We start from the raw sequence: 25,149 nt of genomic DNA on the forward strand, positions 1-25,149 counted from the left end.
ATGCCCCCCTTACCGCGCCGGATCCGGCTGGAAGGTCGAGAAATCGACCATCGTGCCCAGCACCTGCAGATAGGCGATCAGCGCATCCATCTCGGTCAGCTGTGCCTGCCGGTCGAAATTGCGCTGTTGCGCGCCGGGATAGCGTTCCTCCATCCCCGAGGCGTCGGCATCCGGATCGGCCTGGGCACGGAAATCCTGGGCCGCGGCGGCGATCATGTCCTCGGAATAGGGCACGCCGACCAGCGCATCGGTTTCCAGACGCTGCCCGACATGATCGGCCCCGATCACGCGATCCAGCAGAAACCCGTATTTCGGCATGATCGATTCAGGCACCACCGATTGGGGATCGCGCAGGTGGTCGATATGCCATTCGTCCGAATAGCGACCGCCCACGCGGGCAAGATCCGGCCCGGTCCGCTTTGAGCCCCATTGGAACGGATGGTCGTACATGGATTCGGCGGCAAGGCTGTAATGGCCATAGCGCTCGACCTCATCGCGCATCGGGCGGATCATCTGGCTGTGACAGACATAGCACCCCTCGCGGACATAGATGTCGCGCCCGGTCAGTTCCAGCGGGGTATAGGGGCGCACGCCCTCGACCTTTTCGATGGTGTTCTCAAGATAGAACAGGGGCGTGATCTGCACGATGCCGCCGATGGTCACGACGAGAAAGGAAAAGATCAGCAGAAGCGAGGCGTTCTTTTCCAGGATCTTGTGCTTGGCAAGAATGGACATGATCTGGGATCCTTCACTCGGCCGGGACGGCAATGGCGGTCGGATGGGCCTTGGGCTGACGGGCGACGGTCGCCCACAGGTTCCAGGCCATGATCAGGCCGCCGGCCAGATACATCAGGCCACCAAGGGCACGCACCACATACATCGGGAATTTGGCGGACACGGTGTCGGCGAAGGCGTTGACCAGAAAGCCCTGGCTGTCGACCTCGCGCCACATCAGGCCCTCCATGATGCCGGTGACCCACATCGAGGCGGCGTAAAGCACGATCCCGATCGTCGCCAACCAGAAATGCCAGCTGACCAGCGACAGGCTGTACAGCCTTTCGCGACCCCACAGGCGCGGCACCAGATAATACAGCGCGCCGAAGGTGATCATCCCGTTCCAGCCAAGGGCACCGGAATGCACGTGACCGATGGTCCAGTCGGTGTAATGCGACAGGCTGTTGACGGCCTTGATCGACATCATCGGGCCTTCGAATGTCGCCATGCCGTAAAAGCCCACGGCCACCACCATCATTCGGATGATCGGATCGGTGCGCAGCTTGTCCCAGGCCCCCGACAGCGTCATCAGGCCGTTGATCATGCCACCCCAGCTGGGCATCCACAGCATGATCGAGAACACCATCCCCAGCGTCGAGGCCCAGTCGGGCAGCGCGGTGTGATGCAGGTGATGCGGGCCCGCCCAGATATACAGGAAGATCAGCGCCCAGAAATGGATGATCGACAATTTGTAGCTGTAGACCGGCCGCTCGGCCTGCTTGGGGATGAAGTAGTACATCATCCCCAGAAAGCCCGCGGTCAGAAAGAAGCCGACGGCATTATGGCCGTACCACCATTGCACCATCGCATCCTGAACGCCCGAAAAGACCTGAACCGACTTGCTGCCGAAGATGCTGACCGGCATCGACAGGTTGTTGATCACATGCAGCATCGCGATGGTCACGATGAAGGCCAGATAGAACCAGTTGGCCACGTAGATATGCGGCTCTTTGCGCTTGATGATCGTGCCCAGGAACACGGCCAGATAGACCACCCAGACGGCGGTCAGCCACCAATCCACATACCATTCCGGTTCGGCATATTCCTTGGACTGGGTCGCGCCCAGCAGATAGCCGGTGGCGGCCAGCACGATGAACAGCTGATAGCCCCAGAACACGAACCAGGCGGCATTGCCGCCCCACAGCCGCGCCGCCGAGGTCCGCTGCACCACATAGAAAGACGTCGCGATCAGCGCGTTGCCGCCAAAGGCAAAGATCACCGCACTGGTATGCAGCGGGCGCAGCTTGCCGAAATTGGTATAGCCGTGCATCAGCTCGCTGAAATTCAGGACCGGGAAGGCCAGCTGGGCGGCGATCACCACGCCGACCAGAAAGCCCACCACCCCCCAAAAGGTCGTCGCGATCACGCCGGCGCGCACCACGTCATCCATGTATTGGCCGGTATCGGGGGCGACGACCGGCTCGTCGATGCGGCGCAGGGTCCAGATGAACATCCCGGCGGCAACGAACATGATCGTCAGCGCGTTGACCATATAAGCTGGGTCGCGGGCCAGATTGGCCCCGATCGCTGCTGCCAGGGCAACCGCGCCCAGCAAGATCAGCTTTACATAATTCCACATAGCTAAACCCTGTTCCTACGTTCCGGCAGCTGGCCCCGCATCGCGACGAATCACGGAAATGCGAGGTGCGTCAGGTGACAGATAGAATCGCCGGGTTCCGAAAACCTTGATCTGCATCAAGGCGCCGCTTGATCCCGATCAAGGACGCCGCCCGCCTGTCGGCGCAGTCTGGAAAAAACACGAAGGAGAGTGTCATGGCCTACAAGACGATCTTCACCGCCCTGTCCAGCAAGCAGCAAATGTCGCAGATCGATGCCGCCGCGGCCCTTGCCGCACGCGAGGACGGACATCTTGCCATTCTGTGCCTTGGTATCGATCACAGCCAGGCTGGCTATTACTTTCCCGGCGGCACGGCCTATACGGTTCAGGAATCCATCGAAAGCGCGATGCAGGACGCCGAGGGGCTGGAATCGCTGGTGCGCCAACATCTGGCCTCGGCCGCGGATCTGCGCTGGTCGGTCGAAACGGCGGTCGCGCAGATTGGCGGGCTTTCGGGGCTTGTCGGGATGCGGGCGCGGTTCTCCGATCTGACGGTTCTGGCGCGCTGCTATGGTGCCGACGCCCCCACCGACGCCGAAGCCGTGACCGAGGCCGCGCTGTTCGAGGGCGGTTGCCCCGTCATGGTCGTGCCGCCAGAGGACAGGCTGGCCTCGGCGCCGCGACGTGCGATCATCGCCTGGAACCAGTCGAACGAGGCCTTGGCCGCCGTCCGTCAGGCCCTGCCACTGCTGCAAGCCGCCGACAAGGTCGAGGTGACGGTGATCGATCCCGGTCGCGGCGGTCCCGAGCGGTCAGATCCCGGCGGCGCCCTGACGCAGATGCTGACGCGCCACGGCGTCAGGGCGGAAATCGCGGTTCTGTCGCGCACCGCGCCGACGATCAGCGACGAACTGAACCGCCGCGCGGTCGAGATCGACGCAGATCTGATCGTGATGGGGGCTTACGGCCATTCCCGCTTTCGCGAGGCGATCCTGGGCGGGGCCACGCGCAACATGCTGGAAAAGGCCAAGGTGCCGGTCCTGATGGCCCGCTGATCCGGGCGCGGCTGGGTCAGCTGATCCAGCCGCCATCCGCATCATCGCCCGATTCCTCGACCAGCCGGGCGAAATCGGTCAGCACGACGCCGCGCTTGCCCTGAAATTCGATGACGCCTTCGCGTTTCAGCGCATTCACCTGTCGGCTGACGGTTTCCAGCGTCAGCCCCAGATAATCGGCCATCGCCTCGCGGCTTAGCGGCAGTTCGACCTGCATCCGGTCGCCGGGCTTGCGGCGCTGCAGGGCGGCTTCGCGCCGGGCCAGGATGGTCAGGAAGGACGCGATCTTCTCGCGCGCGGATTTGCGGCCCAGCAACAGCATCCATTCCCGTGCCGCATCCAGTTCGTCCAGCGTCATTTCCAGCAGGCGATTGGCGATCTGCGGGGTCGTGCGCATCATCTCTTCGAAGGGTTTGCGGCGAAAACAGCACAGCGTCACATGACCCATCGCCACCGCGCTGAAGGCGGCAACACTGCGCCCCGGACGGCCCAGAAAATCGCTTGGCAGCAGCAGGCCGACCATCTGCGTGCGCCCGTCTTCCATCGTCTGGGTCAGCGAGGCGACGCCCGACACGACCGAGCCCACGAAATCCAGCGTATCGCCTTCCCAGACGATCCGCTGCCCCGGCTCATAGCTGCGATAGAATTTCATGTCTTCAAGCGCATCAAGCGAGTCGCCCTCGCAATGCGCACAGACCGCGCGATAGCGGATCGGGCATTCATCGCAGCGAATATCAACCTTCCGATGGGCCCCGGGCTGGTTGATCTGGGTCAATGACGGCGTATCCATGGTGCCTCATATCTGTTCGCATGAAGAATCTTACACAACTTCGTCAGCTTGGTCTATTCGACGCCCGTGTGCCTCGCTACACCAGCTATCCCCCCGCGACGCAGTTCAAGGGGCTGGCGCCCGACCTGCCGCACGCGTGGCTGCGGGCCGTGCCCCAAGGGGCACAGATTTCGCTTTATGTGCATGTGCCCTTCTGTCGCAGATTGTGCTGGTTCTGCGCCTGCCGGACGCAGGGGACATCGACGATGTCGCCGGTCGCGGGCTATGTGCAGACGCTGTTGGCCGAACTTGAGCTGCTGCGCGACGCGCTGCCGCAGGGCGTCACCCTGTCGCGGCTGCATTGGGGCGGCGGCACCCCGACCCTGCTGGACCCGCAGATGATCGCGCGGCTGGCGGGGGCGATCATGGACGCCTTTCCGCTGTGCCATGACGGCGAATTCTCGGTTGAGATCGACCCGTCCGAAATCGATGCGGCGCGGATGCGGGCGCTGGCGCGGGCGGGCATGACCCGCGCCTCGATCGGGGTGCAGGACTTCGACCCGCTGATCCAGCAGGCCATCGGCCGCGAACAAGGTTTTCAGGCCACCGCCGAGGCCGTGCGGCTGATCCGCGATCACGGCATCGCCAGCCTGAATGCCGACATCCTTTACGGATTGCCGCATCAGACCCCGGCGCGCATGTCCGATACCGTGCAAAAGCTGCTGGCCCTGTCGCCCGATCGCGTCGCGCTTTACGGCTATGCCCATGTGCCCTGGATGTCCAAGCGGCAGGTGATGATCCCCGACGACGCGCTGCCGGGAAACGAGGCGCGGCTTGACCTGTTCGACACCGCCCGCGCGCTGTTTCAGGCCGACGGTTTCGACCAGATCGGCATCGACCATTTCGCCCGCCCCGATGACCGGCTGGCGGTTGCGGCGCGGGCAGGACGGCTGCGCCGCAACTTTCAGGGCTATACCGACGATCAGGCACAGATCCTGCTGGGTCTGGGCGCCTCGTCGATTGCCCGGCTGCCGCAAGGATATGTCCAGAACGCCCCGGCCACGCAGGCCTATACCGCCGCCATCCGCGACGGGCGGCTGCCCCATGCGCGCGGACATGCCTTCACCGCCGAAGATCATTGGCGCGGTCGCATGATCGAGGCGCTGATGTGCGACTTTGAAATCGACGCGCTGGAATTCGTGCTGGACCACGGCATGACAGCAGCCGATCTGAAAGCGCTGTTCGCACCGATCGCGGCCCGGTTCGGCGAGGCGGTTCAGGTGGGGCCGTCAGGCCTGCGCATCACCGAAACGGGCCGACCGCTGACCCGGATGATCGCAAATGCGCTGGATGCCTATGCCTGTGCCCCGACCGGTCATTCGCCCGCCGTCTGACAGCGGGTGATCGGGCAGCGGGCGATGTGCCGGCGGGGCGATGGGGCGCGGATCAATGCGCCTCGGCCCAGTTCATCCCCGCGCCGGCATCGACGATCAGCGGCACCGACAGCTTGATCGCGGGTTCGGCCGCGCCCTCCATCACCTGCCGCGCGGCGGCGATCAGGTCGTCGACGGCGCTTTCCTCGACCTCGAAGACCAGTTCGTCATGGACCTGCAGCAGCATCCGCGCCGGCAGATCGCGGATCGCGGCAGGCATGCGGATCATCGCGCGGCGGATGATATCGGCCGCCGCACCCTGGATCGGCGCGTTGATGGCGGCACGGCGCGCGCCCCCGGCCGCCGGACCGGACTGATTGATGCCGGGGGTGTTGATCCGCCGCCCGAACAGCGTGGTGACGAAACCGTCGCGTTTGGCATCCTCGACCGTCTTGTCCATATAGGCACGGATTTCGGGGAAGCGTTCGAAATAGGTGTTGATGAAATCCTGCGCCTCGGCCCGCGGAATCCGCAGGTTGCGCGACAGGCCAAAACCCGAGATGCCATAGATCACGCCGAAATTGATCGCCTTGGCCTGACGCCGGATCATCGGGTCCATCCCCTCGACCGGGACATTGAACATCTGGCTGGCAGTCATGGCGTGAATGTCGATCCCGTCGCGAAACGCCTGTTTCAGCGCCGGAATATCCGCGACATGCGCCAGGATCCGCAATTCGATCTGGCTGTAATCCAGACTGACCAGCCGATACCCCTCGGTCGCCACGAATGCCTCGCGGATACGGCGGCCTTCCTCGCTGCGCACCGGGATGTTCTGCAGGTTCGGCTCGGTCGAGGCCAGACGCCCGGTCTGCGCCCCCGCGATGGAATAGCTGGTATGGACGCGCCCGGTATCGGGGTTCACGTGACCCTGCAACGCGTCGGTATAGGTCGATTTCAGTTTGCTGATCTGGCGCCAGTCCAGAACGCGGGCGGGCAGGTCATGGCTGACGGCCAGATCCTCCAACACGTCGGCGCTGGTCGAATAGGCCCCGGTCTTGCCTTGCTTGCCCCCCTCCATGCCCAGCTTGCCGAACAGGATCTCGCCCAGCTGCTTGGGGCTGCCGACATTGAATTTCTCGCCGGCAAGCTCGTGGATCTCGTCCTCCAGCTGCGCCATCTTCTGGGCAAAGGCGTTCGACATCCGACCCAGATGGCCACCATCGACACGAATGCCCGCCATCTCCATGTCGGCCAGAACGGGCACCATCGGGCGTTCCAGCGTTTCATAGACGGTACTGACCTTTTCCACCGGCATCATCGGCGCGAAATGCTGCCACAGGCGCAGCGTGACATCGGCATCCTCGGCGGCATAAGGCGTGGCCTTGTCGATCGGCACCTGCGCGAAGGTGATCTGCGACTTGCCCGATCCGATCAGTTCTTTGATCGGGATGCATTTATGGCCCAGATACCGCTCGGCCAGTTCGTCCATTCCGTGATTATGGGTGCCCGCATTCAACGCGTAGGACATCAGCATCGTATCGGCCAGCGGGGCCATGCGGATGCCCTGACGGGCAAGGATCTTCCAGTCGTATTTCAGGTTCTGCCCGATTTTCAGGATCGACGGATCCTCCAGCACGGGTTTCAGCGCCGACAGCACCTGATCCTGCGTCAGCTGATCCGGCGCAAGGCTGGGCGCGGTGGCGAACAACCCGTCGCCCGCCTCGCCCTCGACATGGCCAAAGGGGATATAGCAGGCCGTGCCGGGCGCGGTCGCCAGACAGATGCCCACCGGATCGGCACGCATGTCGTCCAGCCCGGTGGTCTCGGTATCGATGGCGACATGGCCCGTCTCGCGGATCGCGGCGATCCACTGATCCAGCGTCTCGATATCGCGCACCGTCTGATAGCTGGCGCTGTCGAACTGCGGCTGATCGGGCGCGGCCGGGGCTTCGGATGCGGGCGCGGCGGTGACGGCCGGGGCCTCGGCACCCAGACGGTCGGCCACGCGCGTGGTCAGGGTCCGGAACTCCATCTCGGTCAGGAAGCCCAGCAACGTCTCGGCGTCGGGGTCGCGCACCTCAAGGCTTTGCAGCGTGAAATCAAGTGGCGTCTTGCAATCCAGCTCGACCAGCCGCTTCGAGATCCGGATCTGGTCGGCATGGTCGATCAGCGTCTGGCGGCGCTTGGGCTGCTTGATCTCTGCTGCGCGCGCCAACAGCGTGTCCAGATCCCCGTAATCGTTGATCAGCTGCGCGGCGGTCTTGATGCCGATACCCGGCGCGCCCGGCACATTGTCGACCGAATCGCCGGCAAGCGCCTGCACATCGACCACGCGATCCGGGCCGACGCCGAATTTTTCGCGCACCTCTTCGGGGCCGATCAGCTTGCCCTTGATCGGGTCCAGCATGTCGACGCCATCGCCGACCAGCTGCATCAGGTCCTTGTCGCTGCTGATGATGGTGGCCGATCCTCCGGCCTCGCGGGCCTGGCAGGACAGCGTGGCGATGATGTCATCGGCCTCATAGCCCTCGATCTCGATGCAGGCGATGTTGAAGGCGCGGGTCGCATCGCGGGTCAGCGGAAATTGCGGGCGCAGATCCTCGGGCGGCTCGGGGCGGTTGGCCTTGTAAAGATCATAGATCTCGTTGCGGAACGTCTTCGAGGAATGGTCGAAGATCACGGCGGCATGGGTCGGGGCGGCGCTGCCATGCTCGTCGCTGACATATTTCCACAGCATGTTGCAGAACCCGGCAACAGCCCCGACCGGCAGCCCGTCGGATTTGCGGGTCAGCGGCGGCAGCGCGTGATAGGCCCGAAAGATAAAGGCCGACCCGTCGATCAGATGCAGATGGCATCCCTTGCCGAATCCCTCGCTCATGTCAGCCTCCTTCATCTTGCAGCAGCCAGCCGCGTTTTGACATGATCGGGCGCGGTCTGCCAGTGATCAGACCGGGAATGCGACAGGAAGGGCAAATGGCAATGCGGCGAAAATCGGACCTGCCCAGCAAGATTTGCGCAACCTGCGGACGTCCGTTCACTTGGCGGCGCAAATGGGCAAGGGTCTGGGATGAGGTGCGCTACTGTTCGGACAGGTGCCGATCCCGGCGCAACGGGGCAACCGCGCGGGGCGGCAGCGCCGCCCAGCCTCAAGGCCCCCTCGATGGGGGCGTTGAGGCTTCGCCGCCCCGGGACGGAACCCGGCGCGACGGAAGGTCTCAGTGATCGTCGTGCAGATTGTCGCGGTCGATCACAAAGCGCTTGTCGCAATAGCCGCAATCTACGAACCCCGTATCGGGCGAGATCTTCAGCCACACCCGCGGATGGCCCAGCCCGGCGGCATCGTCGCCGTCGCAGGCCACGCGCCAGGTCGTCACCTTCACCTCTTCGGGCGCGGGCATGCGCAGCGCCTCGGGGCCCTGCTCGGTCGAAAGCGGATTTTCGGGTGTCACACGCTCGGTCATGGCTGGCCTTCTTGTGGCGGCTTGCATCATCTGGTCTAACCCCATTAACGCAGCGCCGCCTGCCTTCGCAAGCTCTGCCAGGATGCCGACATGACCAATGCCATCGAAATCACCGGTCTGCGCAAGACCTATGCCGCCCAGGGAAACGCCCCCGCGAAGGATGCGCTGAAAGGTGTGGACCTGACCATCCCCTCGGGCAGCATCTTCGGCCTTCTGGGACCGAACGGCGCCGGAAAGTCCACGATGATCAACATTCTGGCGGGGCTGGTGAACAAGACCGCGGGCAAGGTGACGATCTGGGGGTTCGATCAGGACGTGAACCCGCGCCAGTCCCGCGCGGCCATCGGCGTCATGCCGCAGGAACTGAATGTCGATCCCTTCTTCACCCCCCGCGCCAGCCTCGAGGTGCAGGCGGGCCTTTATGGCGTGCCGAAATCCGAACGCTGGACCGACGAGCTGCTGGACATGGTCGGCCTGACCGATCAGGCCAATGCCTATGCGCGCACGCTGTCGGGCGGCATGCGCCGTCGCCTGCTGCTGGCCAAGGCGCTGGTCCATCGGCCGCAGATCCTGGTGCTGGACGAACCGACCGCGGGCGTGGACATCACCCTGCGCGAAATGCTGTGGAACAATGTCCGCAAGCTGAACCAGGCCGGCATGACCATCATCCTGACCACACATTACCTGGAAGAAGCCGAAGAGATGTGTGACGAAATCGCCATCATCAACCACGGCGAACTGGTCATCCGTCAGGGAACCCGCGACCTGCTGGCGCGTGCCGATGGCAAGACATTGGTCATTGATGCGGGGGGCCGCGTCGACCTGCCCGCCCTGCCCCAGGGTGCGCGCCCCGAATGGCGCAGCGACGGGCGGCTGGCGATCAGCTATCCGCCGTCGCGCGTGCGGGCCGATCAGCTGCTGGACGCGCTGCGCGGGGCCGGCGTGCCGATCATCGACGTCGCCAGCGAACAGCCCGACCTGGAAGATGTCTTCGTCGAGATGACCCGCGCCTGATCGCCTGTTTCCGGCGCCCTAGTCGCGCAGGATCACCATCGGCCCCATCATCCGACCGCCCATGATGTGCAGGTGGAAATGCGGCACCTCCTGCACGCCATGCGACCCCGCATTGGTGATCGCCCGGAAGCCCTGATTGCCCTGGTCCAGCCCGACGCCTTCCTTGGCGCAGACCTCCGCGCATAGCCGCATGAAGCCGGTGATCTCATCGGCCGAGGCATTGGCCGCGAAATCGTCGAAACTGACATATTTGCCCTTCGGAATCACCAGAACATGGGTTGGCGATTTCGGCGCGATGTCGCGGAAGGCCAGCGCGTGATCGTTCTCGGCGACCGTGTCATTGGGGATCTCGCCGCGCAGAATCCTGGCAAAGATGTTGCTGTCGTCATATTCGAAGGCCATGCGCCTCTCCTGCATTGTCAGTCCGTGAACAAATCGGGGGTCAGCGCCAGATCTTCTGCGATCGGCGCGGGAACATCCAGAAAGCGCGCAAGGGCGGCGGCATTCTCTGCCACGGGGCGCCCTTCGGCGATGCTGTTGAAATGGCCAAATCCCATGTCGCGCAGCCGCTCGACCTCGTGGCGCAGATCGCCGCGCACCACCGGGATCAGCCGCTGCACCACCTCGTCGGGCGATGCGGAATTGGTCAGGCCGATACGCTGCATGTGGCCGCGGATATAATCGTCATCCAGATCGGAATCGATGAACAGGATCCGCGTCTCGGCCCGATCCTCGGCGAAATCCGTGGCCAGCGACAAGGCCGAGGGGTCGATACACAGCGCGATGCGATGCGATTGCGTGTCGTCGAACAGCAGCCGCAGCAATGCCCGGCGATGTCGTTCGCGCTTGGGCAGGGTCGAGGCCATCCCCCCCAGATCGGGCAGCCCCGCCTGCAATTCGTTGAACACATAACCATAGGCCGGAATGTCGCTATGGGCGTTGATCCGCGCCGCCAGCCGTTTGGCGACATGCCATTTCTTGGCCACGATCAGATGCACGACACGATCCCGCCCCAGCGACCCTTCGGTTTCCCAGAACCGGGGCGCAAAGCGTCGCCCGACCCGCCCCTGCCCGGTCAGATAGCGAAACAGCCGCGGCCCCTCGTTCGAGATCGCGAACTGGGCGCCGTCTTCCTGCCACAACTGACCCAGACGCCGGCGCAGGTCCAGCGCCTCGGCGCTGATCTTGCGGGCAAACAGGTAATCCTGACGCAGCAGGAAATCGTAATGGTCGTTGTAGAAGGTCGCGGGCATCCCGTAATCGGAAAAGATCAGAAATGTCAGCGTGCGATTGCGCAGTTCGGCGCGCGGCACCAGATGGGCCACGATGGTCTGGAAAAAGGTCTCGTCGGGAATCCAGGTCGTGCGGAAGAACCGCAGCACGTCGCGCCGCTCATCGCAGAATTGCAGCACACGCTCGACCGTGGGACGGCGCAGACACCACCATTGCGATCCGATCATGACCTGTAGATCGGCGGGCGGCTGACGGCGCAGACCCAGCTTCTGCTGCAACGCAAGGCTGCGATAGAACAGCGTCTTGTGGGTGCGTTCGTTGAACCAGTGGCGATAGATCAGCCGTTCTTCCTTGAGACCGGTCTTGATCCAGTTGCCGTGGTGGAAATCATAGGCCTCGATGAAATCGGCATCCTCGCGATCCAGATAGGCCCGGACATATTCCGCCGATTTGATCGGCATGCAGTCCCCCGACAGCATGTAGAAATGCGTCGCCTGTGCAAATCGCGCCGCCGCCGCGCGCACGCTGTCCAGCGTGGCCGCGACCAATGACCATTCGCCCCAGCCGCATTTGTACCGCCGTGCGACCAGCAAGATCCGATCCTCGGCCGCCGCAGCGGCGTGCAGCCGCGCGTGATCCGCCGCGGGCGAGCTGCCATCGTAATGGATCGCGACGAAATCGCCCGTCGCCGTCAGCCGCCGCGCCTGCGCAATGACCCCGTCCGGGTCCTTGTGGCACAGCAGGATGAAGCAGATACGAGCCATCGGGTCCCGGTTTCAATCCAGACAAGTTGCGCGAAAAGATTGAATAATCAGCCGCGTTTTGCTTTGTCTTCCATGAAAGGCCCCATGCGGGCAAGTCCCGGTCACCGCAGTTTCCGCAATCGGACCGAATTGAAGAAGGTAAACAGGAACATGGGTTTCCCCGGCGTCTGGATGACCGAAAGCGAAAGCATGATCTATCGGGTGGTGCCGAAATGCGCCTGCTCGACCATCGGGCAGATCATGTATTTTTCAGATCACGGTGAATTTTTCGACGGCGACATCCATGATGCAAAGACCGGGCTGCACAAATGGTCCCGCGACGACAGCCACGCCCCGATCGAACGGGCCGTCCATGATCGCACCGCGCCGGCCTTTACCTGTGTGCGCAACCCCTATGCGCGGATCCTGTCGTCCTTCTTCGACAAGATCGCGGGGATTCAACGCAACGGCAGGCGCTATCGCGGCAATCTGGTACCGCAACTGGCGCAGCGTTATGGCATCGATGTCGGCAGCCCTGAAAACGATTTCGATTTCGACCAGATCGCCAGCTTTCGCCGCTTTCTGCTGTTTGCCCGAGACACCATCCGCTGGCGCCGCCCGATGGAGCCCGACATCCACTGGTCAGCCATGTCCGGCCATATCTCGACCTTCATCGTCAATGGTGGCCGTTATGACCGGATCTTCTTTACCGAGGCCCTGAACGACGGCATGGCGCAGGTTCTTGCAGATGCGCGCACGCCGCATCAGGTCGATCTGGCCAATGTGCCGCGGTTCAACGAAAGCGAAGGGCATGGCCCGAAACGCGCCTTCAAGGTCAGCGAATATTTCGACGATCTGTCGCGCCACCTGATCTGGGAAATCTACAAGGATGATTTCCAGCTGTTCCGCTATGATTTCGACGATCCTGACAACAAGATGCCCGTGGGCGACATCGACCTGGACGAGGTTCACGCCAAACTGGGCCGATAGCCCCCTGACGACGAAAGGGCCGCAGATGCGGCCCCTGTCCTGCACGGCATGATCTTTCAGATCACTCCAGATGGCTTTCCAGGAACCACAGATCCTTGTCCGCCGTGCGCGAGGCCGCCGTGAACAGGTCGGCGGTGTTCGCGTCGCCCGCCTCATCGGTGCTGTCGATTGCGGCACGCAGCTTGGCGCCATGATCGCGCATCCGTTCGCAGATCGCCTTGATGTGATCGGCGGATTTCACAAGATCGGTCGGATAGGGCGCCAGCGTGCTGGCCTTGGCGACCTCTTCGGCGGTGCCCACGGCGGTCCCGTCAAGGATCTGCACCCGCTCGGCCATGATATCCACATGCTCCTGGTTGTTGGCATAGACCGTGTCCAGCAACTCGTGAACGGCGATGAAATTGATGCCCTTCACGTTCCAATGCGCCTGCTTGATCGCCATCCCAAGCGCCAGCGCATCCGCCAGCCGCGCGTTCAGTTCATTGATCGCAGTCTTGCGGGCATTGTCGGTCAAACCTTCGATCTTCACAGCCATCATATCGCTCCTGCATTGCGGAATTCGGCGTGACAACACCGCGCCCCGCCTGCGGGTTCCTGCATGGCCGATATGAAAACGGCGCCCCTCCGACAGGAAGGGCGCCGTTTATCGAGATCAAATGATCGGCGTCAGGGGCTTAGACAGCGCCCTTGATGAAGTTCACTGCGTCGCCAACGGTCTGGATGGTTTCGGCAGCGTCGTCCGGAATTTCAATGCCGAACTCTTCTTCGAACGCCATGACCAGCTCGACGGTGTCGAGGCTGTCTGCGCCCAGATCGTCGATGAACGAAGCGGCTTCGACCACTTTGTCCTCGTCGACGCCCAGATGCTCGACAACGATCTTCTTCACGCGATCAGCGATATCGCTCATGTCATATCCTCATTCTCGCGGGCATCCGCCCAAAAATTACACGGACTATATGCCCGGTTCAGCACAGGGCGGTTCCCCTGCAGCTAAAGGCGGGGATATAGCACCGATGATTGGTCATGCAACCAGTTTTAAGTTGATTTTGGAACGGCGTTGCAGCGCCGCCGATCAACTCAGACCATCGCCATGCCGCCATTGACATGCAGGGTCGCCCCGGTGACGTATCCGGCCTCGCGGCTGGACAGATAGGCGACGGCTGCGGCGATGTCATTCGGGGTGCCCATGGCGCCTGCCGGAATCTGCGTCAGGATCTTGCCCTTCTGCTCATCGTTCAGCTTGTCGGTCATCGCGGTCTCGATGAAACCCGGCGCGACACAGTTGACCGTGATTCCACGGCTTGCGACCTCATATGCTAGCGATTTCGACATGCCGACCAACCCGGCCTTGGCCGCGGCATAATTGCCCTGCCCCGGATTGCCGGTGGTCCCCACGACCGAGGTAATGTTCACGATCCGGCCCCAACGCGCCTTCATCATCCCGCGCAGCACGGCCCGCGACAGGCGGAAAACACTGGTCAGATTGACCTCCAGAACCTGCGCCCATTCCTCATCCGACATGCGCATGAACAGGTTGTCACGGGTGATACCGGCATTGTTGACCAGAATATCGACCGATCCCATCGCCTCGGCGGCCGTTTTGGGCAGCCCGGTCACGGCCTCGGCGTCAGACAGATTCGCCGGCACGACATGGGCGCGCTCACCCAGCTTGTCGGCCAGCTCCCGCAGCGGCGCTTCACGCGTGCCCGACAGCGCGACGGTGGCCCCCGCCTGATGCAGCGCCTCGGCGATCGCGCCGCCGATGCCCCCCGAAGCGCCGGTGACCAGCGCATTCTTTCCCGACAGATCGAACATGCCTGTCTCCTTCTTCTTTGTCCAAATACCCATGGCGCAGGATCAGCCGCGCCGTCAGCCCTTCAATGCCGCGATATCGCCCGGCACGCCGATATTCCTGACGGCCGCATCCTTGGTGATCCGCTTGATCATGCCCGACAGCGCCTTGCCGGCCCCGATTTCCCAGAACTCGGTCACACCCGCCTCGGCCAGATTGGCAATCGATTCGCGCCAGCGCACGGTCCCGGTGACCTGTTCCACCAGCAGGCGCCGAATCGCGCCGGGCTCGATCACCGCCTCGGCGCGGACATTGGCGATCAGCGGCACTGCGGGCGGCTGAATCTCGACCCCGGCCAGCGCATCGGCCATGACGGCGGCGGCGGGCTGCATCAGCACCGAATGGAACGGCGCCGACACCGGCAGCATCAGCGCACGCTTGGCCCCGGCCTCTTTTGCGGCCGCGGCGGCCCGCTCGACCGCCTCCTTGTGACCCGAGATCACGACCTGCGCGGGATCGTTGTCATTGGCCGCCTGCACCACATCGTCGCCCGCGGCATCGCGCGCGATGCGATCGACGGTGTCGAAATCCAGACCCAGGATCGCGGCCATCGCGCCCTGCCCGACCGGCACCGCCTCTTGCATGGCCTGACCACGCAGGCGCAACAGCCGCGCCGTGTCTTCCAGCGTCAGCGCCCCTGCGGCACACAGCGCCGAGTATTCCCCCAGCGAATGACCGGCGACGTAATTGGCCTCTTGAATGCCGAATCCTTCGGCCTCCAATGCACGAAACGCGGCCATGGAGGCGGCCATCAGCGCGGGCTGCGCATTCTGGGTCAGCGTCAGGGTCTCGATATCGCCATCCCAGATCAGGTCGGACAGCTTTTCGCCCAAAGCCTCGTCGACCTGCTCAAACACGTCGCGCGCGGCCGGATAGGCCTCGGCCAGTTCGCGGCCCATGCCGATGGTCTGTGCCCCCTGCCCCGGAAAGACGAATGCCCGCATTGCGGCCCCCTGAAATGTTGTTCCTGGGAAACCGCATACCTTGCGCGGGGCTTTGCCGCAACTGACAGCACCCGGGCGCCGAATGGGCGCAGTCCGTCGCAGCCGCGCGCCATGACGAAAAAAGGCGCCCCGAAGGACGCCTTTTCCGAAGATCCGAAGACCCGGTTGGCTTAGCCGACCAGTTCCAGACCCGAGAAGAAGAACGCGATTTCCTGCGCAGCCGTTTCCGGCGCATCCGAACCGTGAACCGAGTTTTCGCCGACCGACAGGGCGAATTCCTTGCGGATGGTGCCTTCGGCTGCGTCCGCCGGGTTGGTGGCGCCCATCACTTCGCGGTTCTTGGCGATGGCGTTGTCACCTTCCAGAACCTGAACGACGACCGGCTCGGAGGCCATGAATTCCACCAGTTCGCCATAGAAGGGGCGTTCCTTGTGGACTTCGTAGAATTTGCCAGCCTGCTCGGCCGACAGCTTGATGCGCTTTTGCGCGACGATGCGCAGGCCGGCATCCTCGAACTTGGCGTTGATCTTGCCGGTCAGGTTGCGCTTGGTGGCATCGGGCTTGATGATCGAAAGGGTGCGTTCGGTCGCCATGGGTCTACCTTGTCTGTTTGACGTGCAGGGCAGCGGCCCCGCGATGAAATCCGCGCCCCGTTAACAGGCTTGCCGCGGGCGGGCAAGATTGGCGTGGTGGAACCGGCGGGATTTGCCGCAGTTTGACCATGACGACGCCCGCGACCCACCGCTTGCAGACAGGAGCCTCCATGCCCACGCCCCGGCCCCATCCCGACCGCCGCCCCGTTCCGCTGGCGACCATCCTGACGATCTTTGCCATCGCCCTTGTTCTGGCCGCGATCTGGGCGTGGTCGCGGGTGCTGTTGCTGGCCTTCGCGGCGATTCTGCTGGCGATCGCGCTGCGGGGCGGGGCGCGGGTGATGCACAACCGGCTGGGCCTGCCCTTTCGGCCCGGCGTGCTGATCACCGCCGCGGGCAGCGCGGGTCTTGTGGCGCTGCTGTTCGTCTATACCGGGCCGGCCATCTCGAAACAGTTCAACCAGCTTCTCGACAGCCTGCCCGACGCCTGGAAACAGGTCAGCGACTGGATGGATAACAGCAGCATCGGCAGCTTTGTGGAACAGCAGCTGGGGGGCGAGGGCGGCGATCAGGGTCAGGCCGCGGGCGGCAGCCTGTCATCGGCCTTCCAGTATCTGCGCGGCACCATCACCACCATGTTCGGCACCGCCGCCAACATCGTGCTGCTGATCACCATGGCGATCTTTCTGGCGCTGGATGCGGGCACCTATCGCGACGGGTTCCTGCGGCTGGTTCCGATTGGCTATCGCGACCGCGCCCGCGATATCATGGACGAAACCGGCACCGCGCTGGCCCGCTGGATGGGCGGACAGGCGCTGGACATGCTGATCGTGGCACTGCTGACCGGGGCGGGGCTTTGGCTGCTGGGCGTACCGCTGGCGCTGGTTCTGGGGGTGATCGCGGGGATCACCAACGTGATTCCCGTCATCGGCCCCTTCATGTCCGGCGTGCCTGCGGTCCTTTTCGCGATGACGCAGGGTGTCGACAAGGCGATCTATGTCACCATCCTGTTCGTCGTGATCCAGCAGATCGAGGGCAATATCCTGATGCCCATGATCCAGAAATACGCGGCCCATCTGCCGCCCGTCCTGACGGTCATCGCCATTGTCGCCTTTGGCAGCATTTTCGGCCTGTCCGGCATCATTCTGGCGACGCCGCTGTTGCTGGTCGCGATCATCCTGGTCCAGCGGATCTATGTCGAGGATATCCTGGGCGACCGCGACAGGGAACGCGGCTGAACGGGTTTCGTGATTCCGACATATCTTTGCGCTAGGATGGTCGCAGATATCAGGGTGACGCCATGCAGCCATTCCGCAAAGGTCGCCTTTCGGCGAGGCTGGCCGAAACGGCCGACGATCTGCAAGCCGCGCAGCGCCTGCGCTGGCTGTGCTTTGTCGCACGCACCGGGGTCGTCGATGACGGCACCGGGCTGGATGCAGACGCGCTGGACGCCGACTGCCTGCACATGATGATCGAGGATGCGGCCACCAGACAGCTGCTGTGCACCTATCGCTTTCTGCCGCTGGCCTGTGGGTCCGAAATCGCGCGTAGCTATTCCGCGCAGTTCTACAACCTGAAGGCCCTTGAATCCTTTGACGGCCCCATGGTCGAGATGGGCCGCTTCTGCATCCATCCCGAAACCCGCGACCCGACCGTGCTGCGTGTCGCATGGGCCGCCATGACCCGTTTCGTCGATGAGGCCGGGATCGAAATGCTGTTCGGCTGTTCCAGCTTTGTCGGCACCGAACCCGAGGCCCATGCCGATGCCTTCGCCATGCTGAAGGAACGCCATCTGGCCCCGCGCCGCTGGTTGCCGCGGGTCAAGGCCCCAAAGGTGTTCCGATTCGCCCGTGCGCTGCGTCTGCGCAAACCCGATCCGAAACGCGCCATGGCCGCGATGCCGCCACTGTTGCGCAGCTATCTGGCGATGGGCGGCTGGGTCAGCGATCACGCGGTCGTCGATCCGGTGCTGCGAACCATGCATGTCTTTACCGGGGTCGAGATCCGCGCGATCCCCCCGGCGCGGCGCAGATTGTTGCAGGCCGCCTCGAACTGAGGTCTCGCCAATTCCACTTTTGCCCGCCGCTTGGGCAGCTTGCACCAGTATCGAGCAGTCATCATGCAGATGCCCGTTCTCCGTGCAGTTTCGCCACGCCGGTGCATTGACCCTGCCGCGCCATCGGCGCCCTGTGCCCTCATGTTCGACGCATCTGCCCCTTCCGTGACCATGCAGCGCAGCCAGGGTGCCGCGCATGTCGTCATGGGGCCGCGCGGGCTGATCGACCTGTCGCAGCGCGGCTCGGCCAAGGCGATGCTGCCGCGCATGACGGCGGGCCTGCCCGAGATCGTGTTCCTGAACACCTCGGGGGGGCTGGCATCGGGCGACAGGCTGGCCTTCGCGGTCGATCTGCGCCCCGGCACGCGTGCGCTGGCCACGACCCAGACCGCCGAACGCGCCTATCGCGCGACGGACGACCCCGCGCAGGCGCAGGTGAGCCTGACCGTGGGCGCGGGTGGCTGGCTGGACTGGCTGCCGCAGGAAACCATCCTGTTCCACGGATCGAAGCTGGACCGCCACACGCGGATCGACCTTGCGGGCGATGCGGGCTGCATGCTGCTGGAAACCGTGGTTCTTGGCCGCATCGCCATGGACGAGGTTCCCGCCCGCCTGCATCTGCGCGACCGCCGAGAGGTGTATCGCGACGGTCGCATCCTGCATCACGACGCGCTGGCCCTGGACGATGCGACCCTGCCGCGCCTTGCCGGACCCGCGCTGACCGGCACGGCCCGCGCGCTGGCGACGCTAGCCGTGATCGCGCCCCATGCGCCCGATCTTCTGACTCGCGCGCGCGACGTACTGAACGAACCCGGCGTGACGGGCGCGGCCAGCGCCCCGCCCGGTCGCCTGGTCATCCGCCTTCTGGCGCAGGGCGACTGGCCCCTGCGGCGGCAGGTGAACCGCCTTCTGGGGGCGCTGCGCCCCGATCCCCTTCCCCGCATCTGGCAGGTCTGACATGAACCTTTCCCCCCGCGAGCGTGAAAAGCTGCTGGTCTCGGTCGCCGCGATGGTCGCCCGCAACCGCCTGTCGCGCGGCGTCAAGCTGAACCACCCCGAGGCCATCGCCCTCATCACCGATTTCGTGGTCGAGGGCGCGCGCGACGGCCGCACCGTGGCCGACCTGATGCAGGCCGGTGCCCATGTGATCACCGCGGGCCAGTGCATGCCCGGCGTGCCCGCCATGATCGAATCGGTGCAGGTCGAGGCAACCTTTCCCGACGGCACCAAGCTGGTTACCGTCCATCATCCCATTCGAGAGGAGGACTGAATGAGAACCCTGATCGCCGCCGCCACCCTGCTGCCCACCGCCGCACTGGCCCATCCCGGCCACCACGAGGACGCGGACCCCACCCACCTGCTGACCCAGCCCGACCACCTTGGCACGCTGGCCCTGATCGTGGCGGCGGGCGTCGCCGCATGGGTGCTGCTGCGGGGCCGCTCGTGATCCCGGGCGAGCTCCTGCCCGCCGAGGGCACGATCACCCTCAACGAGGGGCGGGACGAGATCGCGCTGATGGTCGCCAATACCGGCGACCGTCCCATCCAGGTCGGCAGCCACTACCACTTTGCCGAGACCAATCCCGGCCTGCGCTTCGACCGCGATGCCGCGCGCGGCATGCGCCTGTCGATCCCGGCGGGCACCGCCGTCCGGTTCGAGCCCGGCCAATCGCGGGAAATCCGCCTGATCCCCCTTGCCGGCGCGCGCGTCGTGCAGGGTTTCCGCCAAGACATCATGGGGGCGCTGTAACCATGGCCCAGACCTTGTCCCGTGCCGATTACGCGGCGCTTTACGGCCCGACCAAGGGCGACCGCATCCGGCTGGCCGATACCGAACTGCTGATCGAGGTCGAACGCGACCTGACCATCCCCGGCGAAGAGGTCAAGTTCGGCGGCGGCAAGGTCGTGCGCGACGGCATGGGCCAGTCGCAGGTCACCCGCGAGGGCGGCGCGATGGACACGGTCATCACCGGCGTCGTGGTCTTCGACCATCGGGGCATCGTGAAGGCCGATGTCGGCCTGAAGGACGGGCGCATCGCGGGCATCGGCAAGGCGGGCAACCCCGACACCCAGCCCGGCGTGACCCTGATCATCGGCCCCGGCACGGAAATCATCGCGGGAGAAGGGCGCATCCTGACGCCCGGCGGCTTCGACTGCCATATCCACTTCATCTGTCCCCAGCAGGTCGATCACGCGATCCATTCCGGCGTCACCACGATGCTGGGCGGCGGCACCGGCCCCGCGCATGGCACGCTGGCCACGACCTGCACCCCCGGCCCGTGGCACATCGCCCGCATGATGGAAGCCGTGGCAGACCTGCCCGTGAACATCGGCATCGCGGGCAAGGGCAACGCATCTGTCCCCGCACCGCTGGAGGAACAGATCCGCGCGGGCGCCTGCGCGATGAAGCTGCACGAGGATTGGGGCACTACCCCCGCCGCCATCGACAACTGCCTGACCGTCGCGGACCGCATGGACGTGCAGGTGATGATCCATACCGACACGCTGAACGAATCCGGCTTTGTCGAGGATACGATGGCCGCGATCGGCGGGCGCACCATCCACGCCTATCACACCGAGGGCGCGGGCGGCGGGCATGCCCCCGACATCATCCGCATGGTCGGCATGTCGAACGTCCTGCCATCGTCCACCAACCCGACGCGGCCCTACACCGGCAACACGATCGAGGAACATCTGGACATGCTGATGGTGTGCCACCATCTGGATCGTCGCGTTCCCGAGGATGTCGCCTTCGCCGAATCCCGCATCCGCCGCGAGACCATCGCCGCCGAGGACATCCTGCACGATCTGGGCGCCTTCAGCGTCATCTCGTCCGACAGCCAGGCGATGGGCCGCGTGGGCGAGGTGATCATCCGCACCTGGCAGACCGCCGACAAGATGCGCCGCCAGCGCGGACGGCTGGAGGAAGAGCAGGGCCAGAACGACAACTTGCGCGCCCGCCGCTATATCGCGAAATACACGATCAACCCGGCCATCGCGCATGGCGTCTCGCGCCATATCGGCAGCATCGAGGACGGCAAGCGCGCCGATCTGGTCCTGTGGTCCCCCGCCTTCTTCGGCGTCAAGCCCGAGATGGTCCTGGTCGGCGGGCAGATCGCGGTCGCGCAGATGGGCGATCCCAACGGCTCGATCCCGGTGCAGCCGGTCTTCAGCCGCCCGATGTGGGGGCATACGGGCCGCGCCTCGTCGATCTTCGTCAGCCAGGCGGGGCTGGAGGCCGGCGCGGGCGACGGCCTGTCGAAATCGCTGATCGCGGTCGAGAACACGCGCGGCATCGGCAAGTCCGACATGGCGCTGAACGACCGGATGCCGCAGATCGAGGTCGATCCCGAAACCTACGAGGTCCGCGCCGACGGTCAGCTTCTGACCTGCGAACCCGCGACCGAGCTGCCGATGGCGCAGCGCTATTTCCTGTTCTGAGGTTCGCCATGACCCTTCACTGCCACAGCATCATCCGCAACGCCCAAGGCCCCTTCGCCGCGGAAATCGCGCTGGATTACGAATCCCGCCTGCTGCGCCGCAAGCGGCTGACCAGCGCGGCGGGCGATTTCATGCTGGACCTGCCCGAGGTCGTCAGCGTCGAGGATGGCGATGCCTTCGCCCTGTCCGACGGGCGGCTGGTCGTCATGCGCGCGGCCCCCGAACCCGTGCTGGTCGTGACCGGCGATCTGGCGCGGCTGGCATGGCATGTCGGCAACCGCCACACCCCCTGCCGGATCGAGGCCGACCGCCTGATCATCCGTCAGGACCACGTGCTGGAGGCGATGCTGCGCCAGCTGGGCGCGACGGTCGAACGCGCCGAACTGCCCTTCAGCCCGGAAGGCGGCGCCTATGGCCACGGTCGCACCTTCGGGCACGATCACGGGCACGATCACGGCCATTCGCATGACCACGGGCATTCGCACGGCCATGACCACCATCACGAACACGCCTGAGGCCGCCCGCCTGCGGCTGGCGCAATACCTGTCGCCCGCCTTCCCGGTGGGTGGCTTCGCCTGGTCGCAGGGCCTGGAATATGCGATGGATCAGGGCATCGTGACGCGCGCGACCCTGCCCGCATGGCTGGCCGACTGGCTGGATCACGGCGCGGGCTGGACCGATGCCGTGATGGTCGCGCTGGCCCTGCGCGATGCCGGTCCCGAACCGGACGACCTGGCCCGCGCGGCCTGCCCGTCCTCGCAGCGGCTGGCCGAGACGGTGGAACAGGGCACGGCCTTTGCCGCCAACATCGCCGCGCTGACGGGGGACGCCGCCGCCCCCGCCACCCTGCCCGTCGCCTTCGGTCGCGCCTGCGCCGACATGCCCCTGCCCGCGCCCGAGATCATCGCGGCCTTCCTGCAGGCGCAGGCCGCCGCGCTGATCAGCGCCGCCGTGCGGTTCCTGCCGCTTGGCCCCATGCAGGGGCAGGCGATGCTGATCGGCCTGCAACCCGCGATCCTTGCCTGCGCCGCCCGTGCCGCCACCGCGACGCGCGACGACCTGCACAGCGCCGCATGGGGGGCCGACATCGCCGCCATGCGCCACGAAACCATGACCACGAGGATCTTCCGATCATGAGCCCGAACGCCCCCCCGAACCACGGTCCCCTGCGCGTCGGCATCGGCGGCCCCGTCGGCGCGGGCAAGACCACCCTGACCGAGCAGCTGGCCCGCGCCCTTGCGCCCCGCCTGTCGATGGCGGTCGTGACCAACGACATCTATACCCGCGAGGATGCCGAGGCGCTGATGCGCGCGCAGGTCCTGCCCGCAGACCGCATCCGGGGTGTCGAAACCGGCGGCTGCCCGCATACCGCCATCCGCGAGGATGCCAGCATCAACCTGGCCGCCATCGCCGATCTGAACGCGGCTATTCCCGACCTGGAACTGGTGCTGATCGAGTCGGGCGGCGACAACCTGGCCGCGACCTTCAGTCCCGAACTGGCCGATCTGACGATCTATGTCATCGACACGGCCGCCGGGCAGGACATCCCGCGCAAGCGGGGACCGGGGCTGGCGCGGTCCGACCTTCTGGTGGTGAACAAGACCGACCTGGCCCCGCATGTCGGCGTGGATGCCGCGCTGCTGGAAAAAGATGCGCGCGCCTCGCGCGGTGCGCGTCCGGTGATCATGGCCGCGTTGCGCCACGGCACCGGCGTCGATCAGATCGTCGATTTCCTGATCCGCGAAGGCGGACTGACCCCGCAGGCGGCCTGAAACTGCCCGCGCGGCAGGCAGTGGCGTCCCTACCTGCCCAGCATCGCACCACTGCCAAAGGACGCCGCGCGAAACCTGCCCGAATCCTGTTCAGCATCACCATTTCGTCATTTTCTGCATCTGCGAAGGCAACGACCTTCCCGAAAATCACAACAGGGACCCCGGCCAATGCGTCGTGCGGAAAGGGTGATGATAATGACCAAATTCACGAAGATTCTGATGATGACCAGCGCCATGGCGATGGCCGGCGCGGCCCATGCGCAGGACGGCGAACCGATCAAGATCGGCGTCCTGCATTCGCTGTCGGGCACGATGGCGATTTCGGAAACGACGCTGAAGGACACCGTGCTGATGATGGTGGAACAGCAGAACGCCAAGGGCGGCGTGCTTGGCCGCCCGCTGGAAGCCGTGGTCGTCGATCCTGCATCCGACTGGCCGCTGTTTGCCGAAAAGGCGCGCGAACTGCTGACCGTCAGCGAGGTCGACGCGATCTTCGGCTGCTGGACCAGTGTCAGCCGCAAATCCGTGTTGCCGGTGATCGAGGAACTGAACGGCCTGCTGTTCTATCCCGTGCAATACGAGGGCGAGGAATCCTCGAAGAACGTGATCTATACCGGTGCCGCCCCGAACCAGCAGGCGATCCCGGCAGTCGATTACATGGCCGAGGAACTGGGCGTCGAGAAATGGGCGCTGCTGGGCACCGACTATGTCTATCCGCGTACCACGAACAACATTCTGGAAAGCTATCTGAAGGAAAACGGGCTGGCCGAGGACGAGATCTTCGTCAACTACACCCCCTTCGGCCACAGCGACTGGTCCAAGATCGTGGCCGATGTCGTGGCGCTTGGCGCCGATGGCAAGAAGGTCGGCGTCGTGTCCACCATCAATGGCGATGCCAATGTGGGTTTCTACAAGGAATTGGCGGCGGCGGGCGTCAGCGCCGATGACATCCCGGTCATGGCCTTCTCGGTCGGGGAAGAGGAACTGTCCGGTCTGGATACTGCGAACCTTGTCGGCCACCTGGCGGCATGGAACTATTTCCAGACGGCCGAGTCGGATGAAAACACCGCCTTCATCGAGGAATGGCAGAAATTCACCGATGAAAGCCGCGTGACCAACGACCCGATGGAGGCGACGATGATCGGCTTCAACGCATGGGTCGCGGCGGTCGAAAAGGCCGGCACGACCGATGTCGATCCGGTTCTGGACGCCATCGTCGGCGTCGAGGTGCCCAACCTGACCGGCGGCACCGCGCAGGTCCTGCCCAACCACCACCTGACCAAGCCCGTCCTGATCGGTGAAATCCGCGAGGACGGCCAGTTCGACATTGTCAGCCAGACCGAACCGGTGCCCGGTGACGCATGGACCGATTTCCTGCCCGAATCCGCCGTTCTGGACGCCGATTGGCCGGGCAAGGACTGCGGCATGTACAACACCGAAACCGAAAGCTGCGTGCAGGTTCAGTCGAATTACTGATCCCGCGCGACCCGAAGGGGCGGCCCCGCCCCTTCGCCTTTTCCC

At 64.7% G+C, this 25,149-nt stretch carries 27 protein-coding genes and 1 pseudogene; 16 read left to right on the top strand and 12 right to left on the bottom strand.

All coding sequences use genetic code 11. The features are described 5' to 3' along the window. Positions 1-9 precede the first annotated feature (9 nt). Together ccoO and ccoN are read right to left on the bottom strand one after the other, a co-directional pair. Positions 10-735 (bottom strand): cytochrome-c oxidase, cbb3-type subunit II, encoded by a 726-nt coding sequence (gene ccoO, locus BMX67_RS02560; RefSeq protein ID WP_090732299.1) that lies wholly within the window; start codon positions 733-735, stop codon positions 10-12. Between the two features lie 13 nt (positions 736-748). Further along, a complete protein-coding gene (gene ccoN, locus BMX67_RS02565) occupies positions 749-2,353 on the bottom strand; it encodes a cytochrome-c oxidase, cbb3-type subunit I (protein ID WP_090732301.1) in 1,605 nt (534 codons plus the stop codon). A gap of 194 nt (positions 2,354-2,547) precedes the next feature. Here ccoN and BMX67_RS02570 point away from each other — a divergent pair, with 194 nt between their 5' ends. After that, complete coding sequence (locus BMX67_RS02570) at positions 2,548-3,387, top strand: universal stress protein (protein WP_090732302.1); 840 nt, start codon at positions 2,548-2,550, stop codon at positions 3,385-3,387. 16 nt (positions 3,388-3,403) lie between these two features. On the opposite strand, the gene fnrL is transcribed toward BMX67_RS02570, so the two are convergent. Then, a complete protein-coding gene (gene fnrL, locus BMX67_RS02575; protein ID WP_090732304.1) occupies positions 3,404-4,177 on the bottom strand; it encodes a transcriptional regulator FnrL in 774 nt (257 codons plus the stop codon). A gap of 20 nt (positions 4,178-4,197) precedes the next feature. Between fnrL and hemN the strand changes: the two genes are divergently transcribed. Beyond that, entirely contained in the window at positions 4,198-5,550 is a 1,353-nt protein-coding gene (hemN, locus tag BMX67_RS02580) for an oxygen-independent coproporphyrinogen III oxidase (RefSeq protein WP_090732305.1), read from the top strand. Positions 5,551-5,602: 52 nt separating this feature from the next. Here hemN and polA read toward each other — a convergent pair whose 3' ends face one another. Next, positions 5,603-8,407: a DNA polymerase I gene (gene polA, locus BMX67_RS02585; protein WP_090732306.1), complete on the bottom strand. Its 2,805-nt coding sequence runs from the start codon at positions 8,405-8,407 to the stop codon at positions 5,603-5,605. A 101-nt stretch (positions 8,408-8,508) separates the two neighbouring features. Between polA and BMX67_RS19755 the strand changes: the two are divergent. Beyond that, positions 8,509-8,637 (top strand): annotated as a pseudogene (locus BMX67_RS19755) (DUF2256 domain-containing protein); the annotation flags it as partial. Positions 8,638-8,744: 107 nt separating this feature from the next. Here BMX67_RS19755 and BMX67_RS02595 read toward each other — a convergent pair. Further along, the gene (locus tag BMX67_RS02595) at positions 8,745-8,933 is read right to left on the bottom strand and encodes a zinc-finger domain-containing protein (protein ID WP_090732843.1); all 189 of its coding nucleotides are present in this window, start codon (positions 8,931-8,933) and stop codon (positions 8,745-8,747) included. 147 nt (positions 8,934-9,080) lie between these two features. Here BMX67_RS02595 and BMX67_RS02600 point away from each other — a divergent pair, with 147 nt between their 5' ends. After that, positions 9,081-10,004 carry an ABC transporter ATP-binding protein gene (locus BMX67_RS02600; RefSeq protein ID WP_090732308.1) on the top strand — a complete coding sequence of 308 codons (924 nt, stop codon included), beginning with the start codon at positions 9,081-9,083 and terminating at the stop codon, positions 10,002-10,004. An 18-nt stretch (positions 10,005-10,022) separates the two neighbouring features. Here BMX67_RS02600 and BMX67_RS02605 read toward each other — a convergent pair whose 3' ends face one another. Beyond that, on the bottom strand, positions 10,023-10,406 hold the full coding sequence (locus BMX67_RS02605) for an HIT domain-containing protein (protein ID WP_090732309.1): 384 nt from the start codon (positions 10,404-10,406) through the stop codon (positions 10,023-10,025). A 17-nt stretch (positions 10,407-10,423) separates the two neighbouring features. Continuing rightward, a complete protein-coding gene (locus BMX67_RS02610; RefSeq protein WP_090732311.1) occupies positions 10,424-12,001 on the bottom strand; it encodes a DUF5928 domain-containing protein in 1,578 nt (525 codons plus the stop codon). A 150-nt stretch (positions 12,002-12,151) separates the two neighbouring features. Between BMX67_RS02610 and BMX67_RS02615 the strand changes: the two genes are divergently transcribed. Next, complete coding sequence (locus BMX67_RS02615; protein ID WP_090732845.1) at positions 12,152-12,970, top strand: sulfotransferase family protein; 819 nt, start codon at positions 12,152-12,154, stop codon at positions 12,968-12,970. Between the two features lie 61 nt (positions 12,971-13,031). Here BMX67_RS02615 and dps read toward each other — a convergent pair whose 3' ends face one another. From dps to ndk, 5 genes are all read right to left on the bottom strand, one after another. Next, positions 13,032-13,505 carry a DNA starvation/stationary phase protection protein Dps gene (dps, locus tag BMX67_RS02620; protein WP_090732846.1) on the bottom strand — a complete coding sequence of 158 codons (474 nt, stop codon included), beginning with the start codon at positions 13,503-13,505 and terminating at the stop codon, positions 13,032-13,034. 139 nt (positions 13,506-13,644) lie between these two features. After that, positions 13,645-13,878 (bottom strand): acyl carrier protein, encoded by a 234-nt coding sequence (locus tag BMX67_RS02625; protein ID WP_022707216.1) that lies wholly within the window; start codon positions 13,876-13,878, stop codon positions 13,645-13,647. A gap of 170 nt (positions 13,879-14,048) precedes the next feature. Beyond that, the gene (fabG, locus tag BMX67_RS02630; protein ID WP_090732312.1) at positions 14,049-14,786 is read right to left on the bottom strand and encodes a 3-oxoacyl-ACP reductase FabG; all 738 of its coding nucleotides are present in this window, start codon (positions 14,784-14,786) and stop codon (positions 14,049-14,051) included. 54 nt (positions 14,787-14,840) lie between these two features. Further along, positions 14,841-15,767, bottom strand: a complete 927-nt coding sequence (gene fabD, locus BMX67_RS02635; RefSeq protein ID WP_090732315.1) for an ACP S-malonyltransferase — start codon at positions 15,765-15,767, stop codon at positions 14,841-14,843. A gap of 170 nt (positions 15,768-15,937) precedes the next feature. Beyond that, on the bottom strand, positions 15,938-16,360 hold the full coding sequence (gene ndk, locus BMX67_RS02640; protein WP_090732317.1) for a nucleoside-diphosphate kinase: 423 nt from the start codon (positions 16,358-16,360) through the stop codon (positions 15,938-15,940). A 170-nt stretch (positions 16,361-16,530) separates the two neighbouring features. Here ndk and BMX67_RS02645 point away from each other — a divergent pair, with 170 nt between their 5' ends. The 11 genes from BMX67_RS02645 to urtA all read left to right on the top strand — a co-directional run bounded on the left by BMX67_RS02645 (position 16,531) and on the right by urtA (position 25,104). After that, entirely contained in the window at positions 16,531-17,598 is a 1,068-nt protein-coding gene (locus BMX67_RS02645) for an AI-2E family transporter (RefSeq protein ID WP_175479790.1), read from the top strand. 62 nt (positions 17,599-17,660) lie between these two features. Beyond that, complete coding sequence (locus BMX67_RS02650; RefSeq protein ID WP_090732320.1) at positions 17,661-18,416, top strand: GNAT family N-acetyltransferase; 756 nt, start codon at positions 17,661-17,663, stop codon at positions 18,414-18,416. Positions 18,417-18,557: 141 nt separating this feature from the next. Then, on the top strand, positions 18,558-19,373 hold the full coding sequence (locus tag BMX67_RS02655) for an urease accessory protein UreD (protein ID WP_090732321.1): 816 nt from the start codon (positions 18,558-18,560) through the stop codon (positions 19,371-19,373). 1 nt (position 19,374) lies between these two features. Beyond that, on the top strand, positions 19,375-19,686 hold the full coding sequence (locus BMX67_RS02660) for an urease subunit gamma (RefSeq protein ID WP_022707223.1): 312 nt from the start codon (positions 19,375-19,377) through the stop codon (positions 19,684-19,686). Beyond that, positions 19,687-19,863 carry a hypothetical protein gene (locus BMX67_RS19500; RefSeq protein ID WP_175479791.1) on the top strand — a complete coding sequence of 59 codons (177 nt, stop codon included), beginning with the start codon at positions 19,687-19,689 and terminating at the stop codon, positions 19,861-19,863. Next, complete coding sequence (locus BMX67_RS02665) at positions 19,860-20,165, top strand: urease subunit beta (protein WP_090732323.1); 306 nt, start codon at positions 19,860-19,862, stop codon at positions 20,163-20,165. Before BMX67_RS19500 ends, BMX67_RS02665 begins: the two co-directional genes overlap by 4 nt. 2 nt (positions 20,166-20,167) lie before the next feature. After that, a complete protein-coding gene (gene ureC / locus BMX67_RS02670) occupies positions 20,168-21,856 on the top strand; it encodes an urease subunit alpha (RefSeq protein ID WP_090732324.1) in 1,689 nt (562 codons plus the stop codon). An 8-nt stretch (positions 21,857-21,864) separates the two neighbouring features. Continuing rightward, positions 21,865-22,371, top strand: coding sequence for an urease accessory protein UreE (locus tag BMX67_RS02675; RefSeq protein WP_090732326.1), 507 nt, complete (start codon positions 21,865-21,867; stop codon positions 22,369-22,371). Next, positions 22,346-22,993 carry an urease accessory UreF family protein gene (locus BMX67_RS02680; protein ID WP_090732328.1) on the top strand — a complete coding sequence of 216 codons (648 nt, stop codon included), beginning with the start codon at positions 22,346-22,348 and terminating at the stop codon, positions 22,991-22,993. The genes BMX67_RS02675 and BMX67_RS02680 overlap by 26 nt, the downstream gene beginning before the upstream one ends. Beyond that, positions 22,990-23,628: an urease accessory protein UreG gene (gene ureG / locus BMX67_RS02685; RefSeq protein ID WP_090732329.1), complete on the top strand. Its 639-nt coding sequence runs from the start codon at positions 22,990-22,992 to the stop codon at positions 23,626-23,628. Before BMX67_RS02680 ends, ureG begins: the two co-directional genes overlap by 4 nt. Positions 23,629-23,823: 195 nt before the next feature. Continuing rightward, positions 23,824-25,104 carry an urea ABC transporter substrate-binding protein gene (urtA, locus tag BMX67_RS02690; protein ID WP_090732330.1) on the top strand — a complete coding sequence of 427 codons (1,281 nt, stop codon included), beginning with the start codon at positions 23,824-23,826 and terminating at the stop codon, positions 25,102-25,104. Positions 25,105-25,149 lie beyond the last annotated feature (45 nt).

Source organism: Paracoccus homiensis (genome assembly GCF_900111675.1).
In the GTDB taxonomy this organism is placed as follows: domain Bacteria; phylum Pseudomonadota; class Alphaproteobacteria; order Rhodobacterales; family Rhodobacteraceae; genus Paracoccus; species Paracoccus homiensis.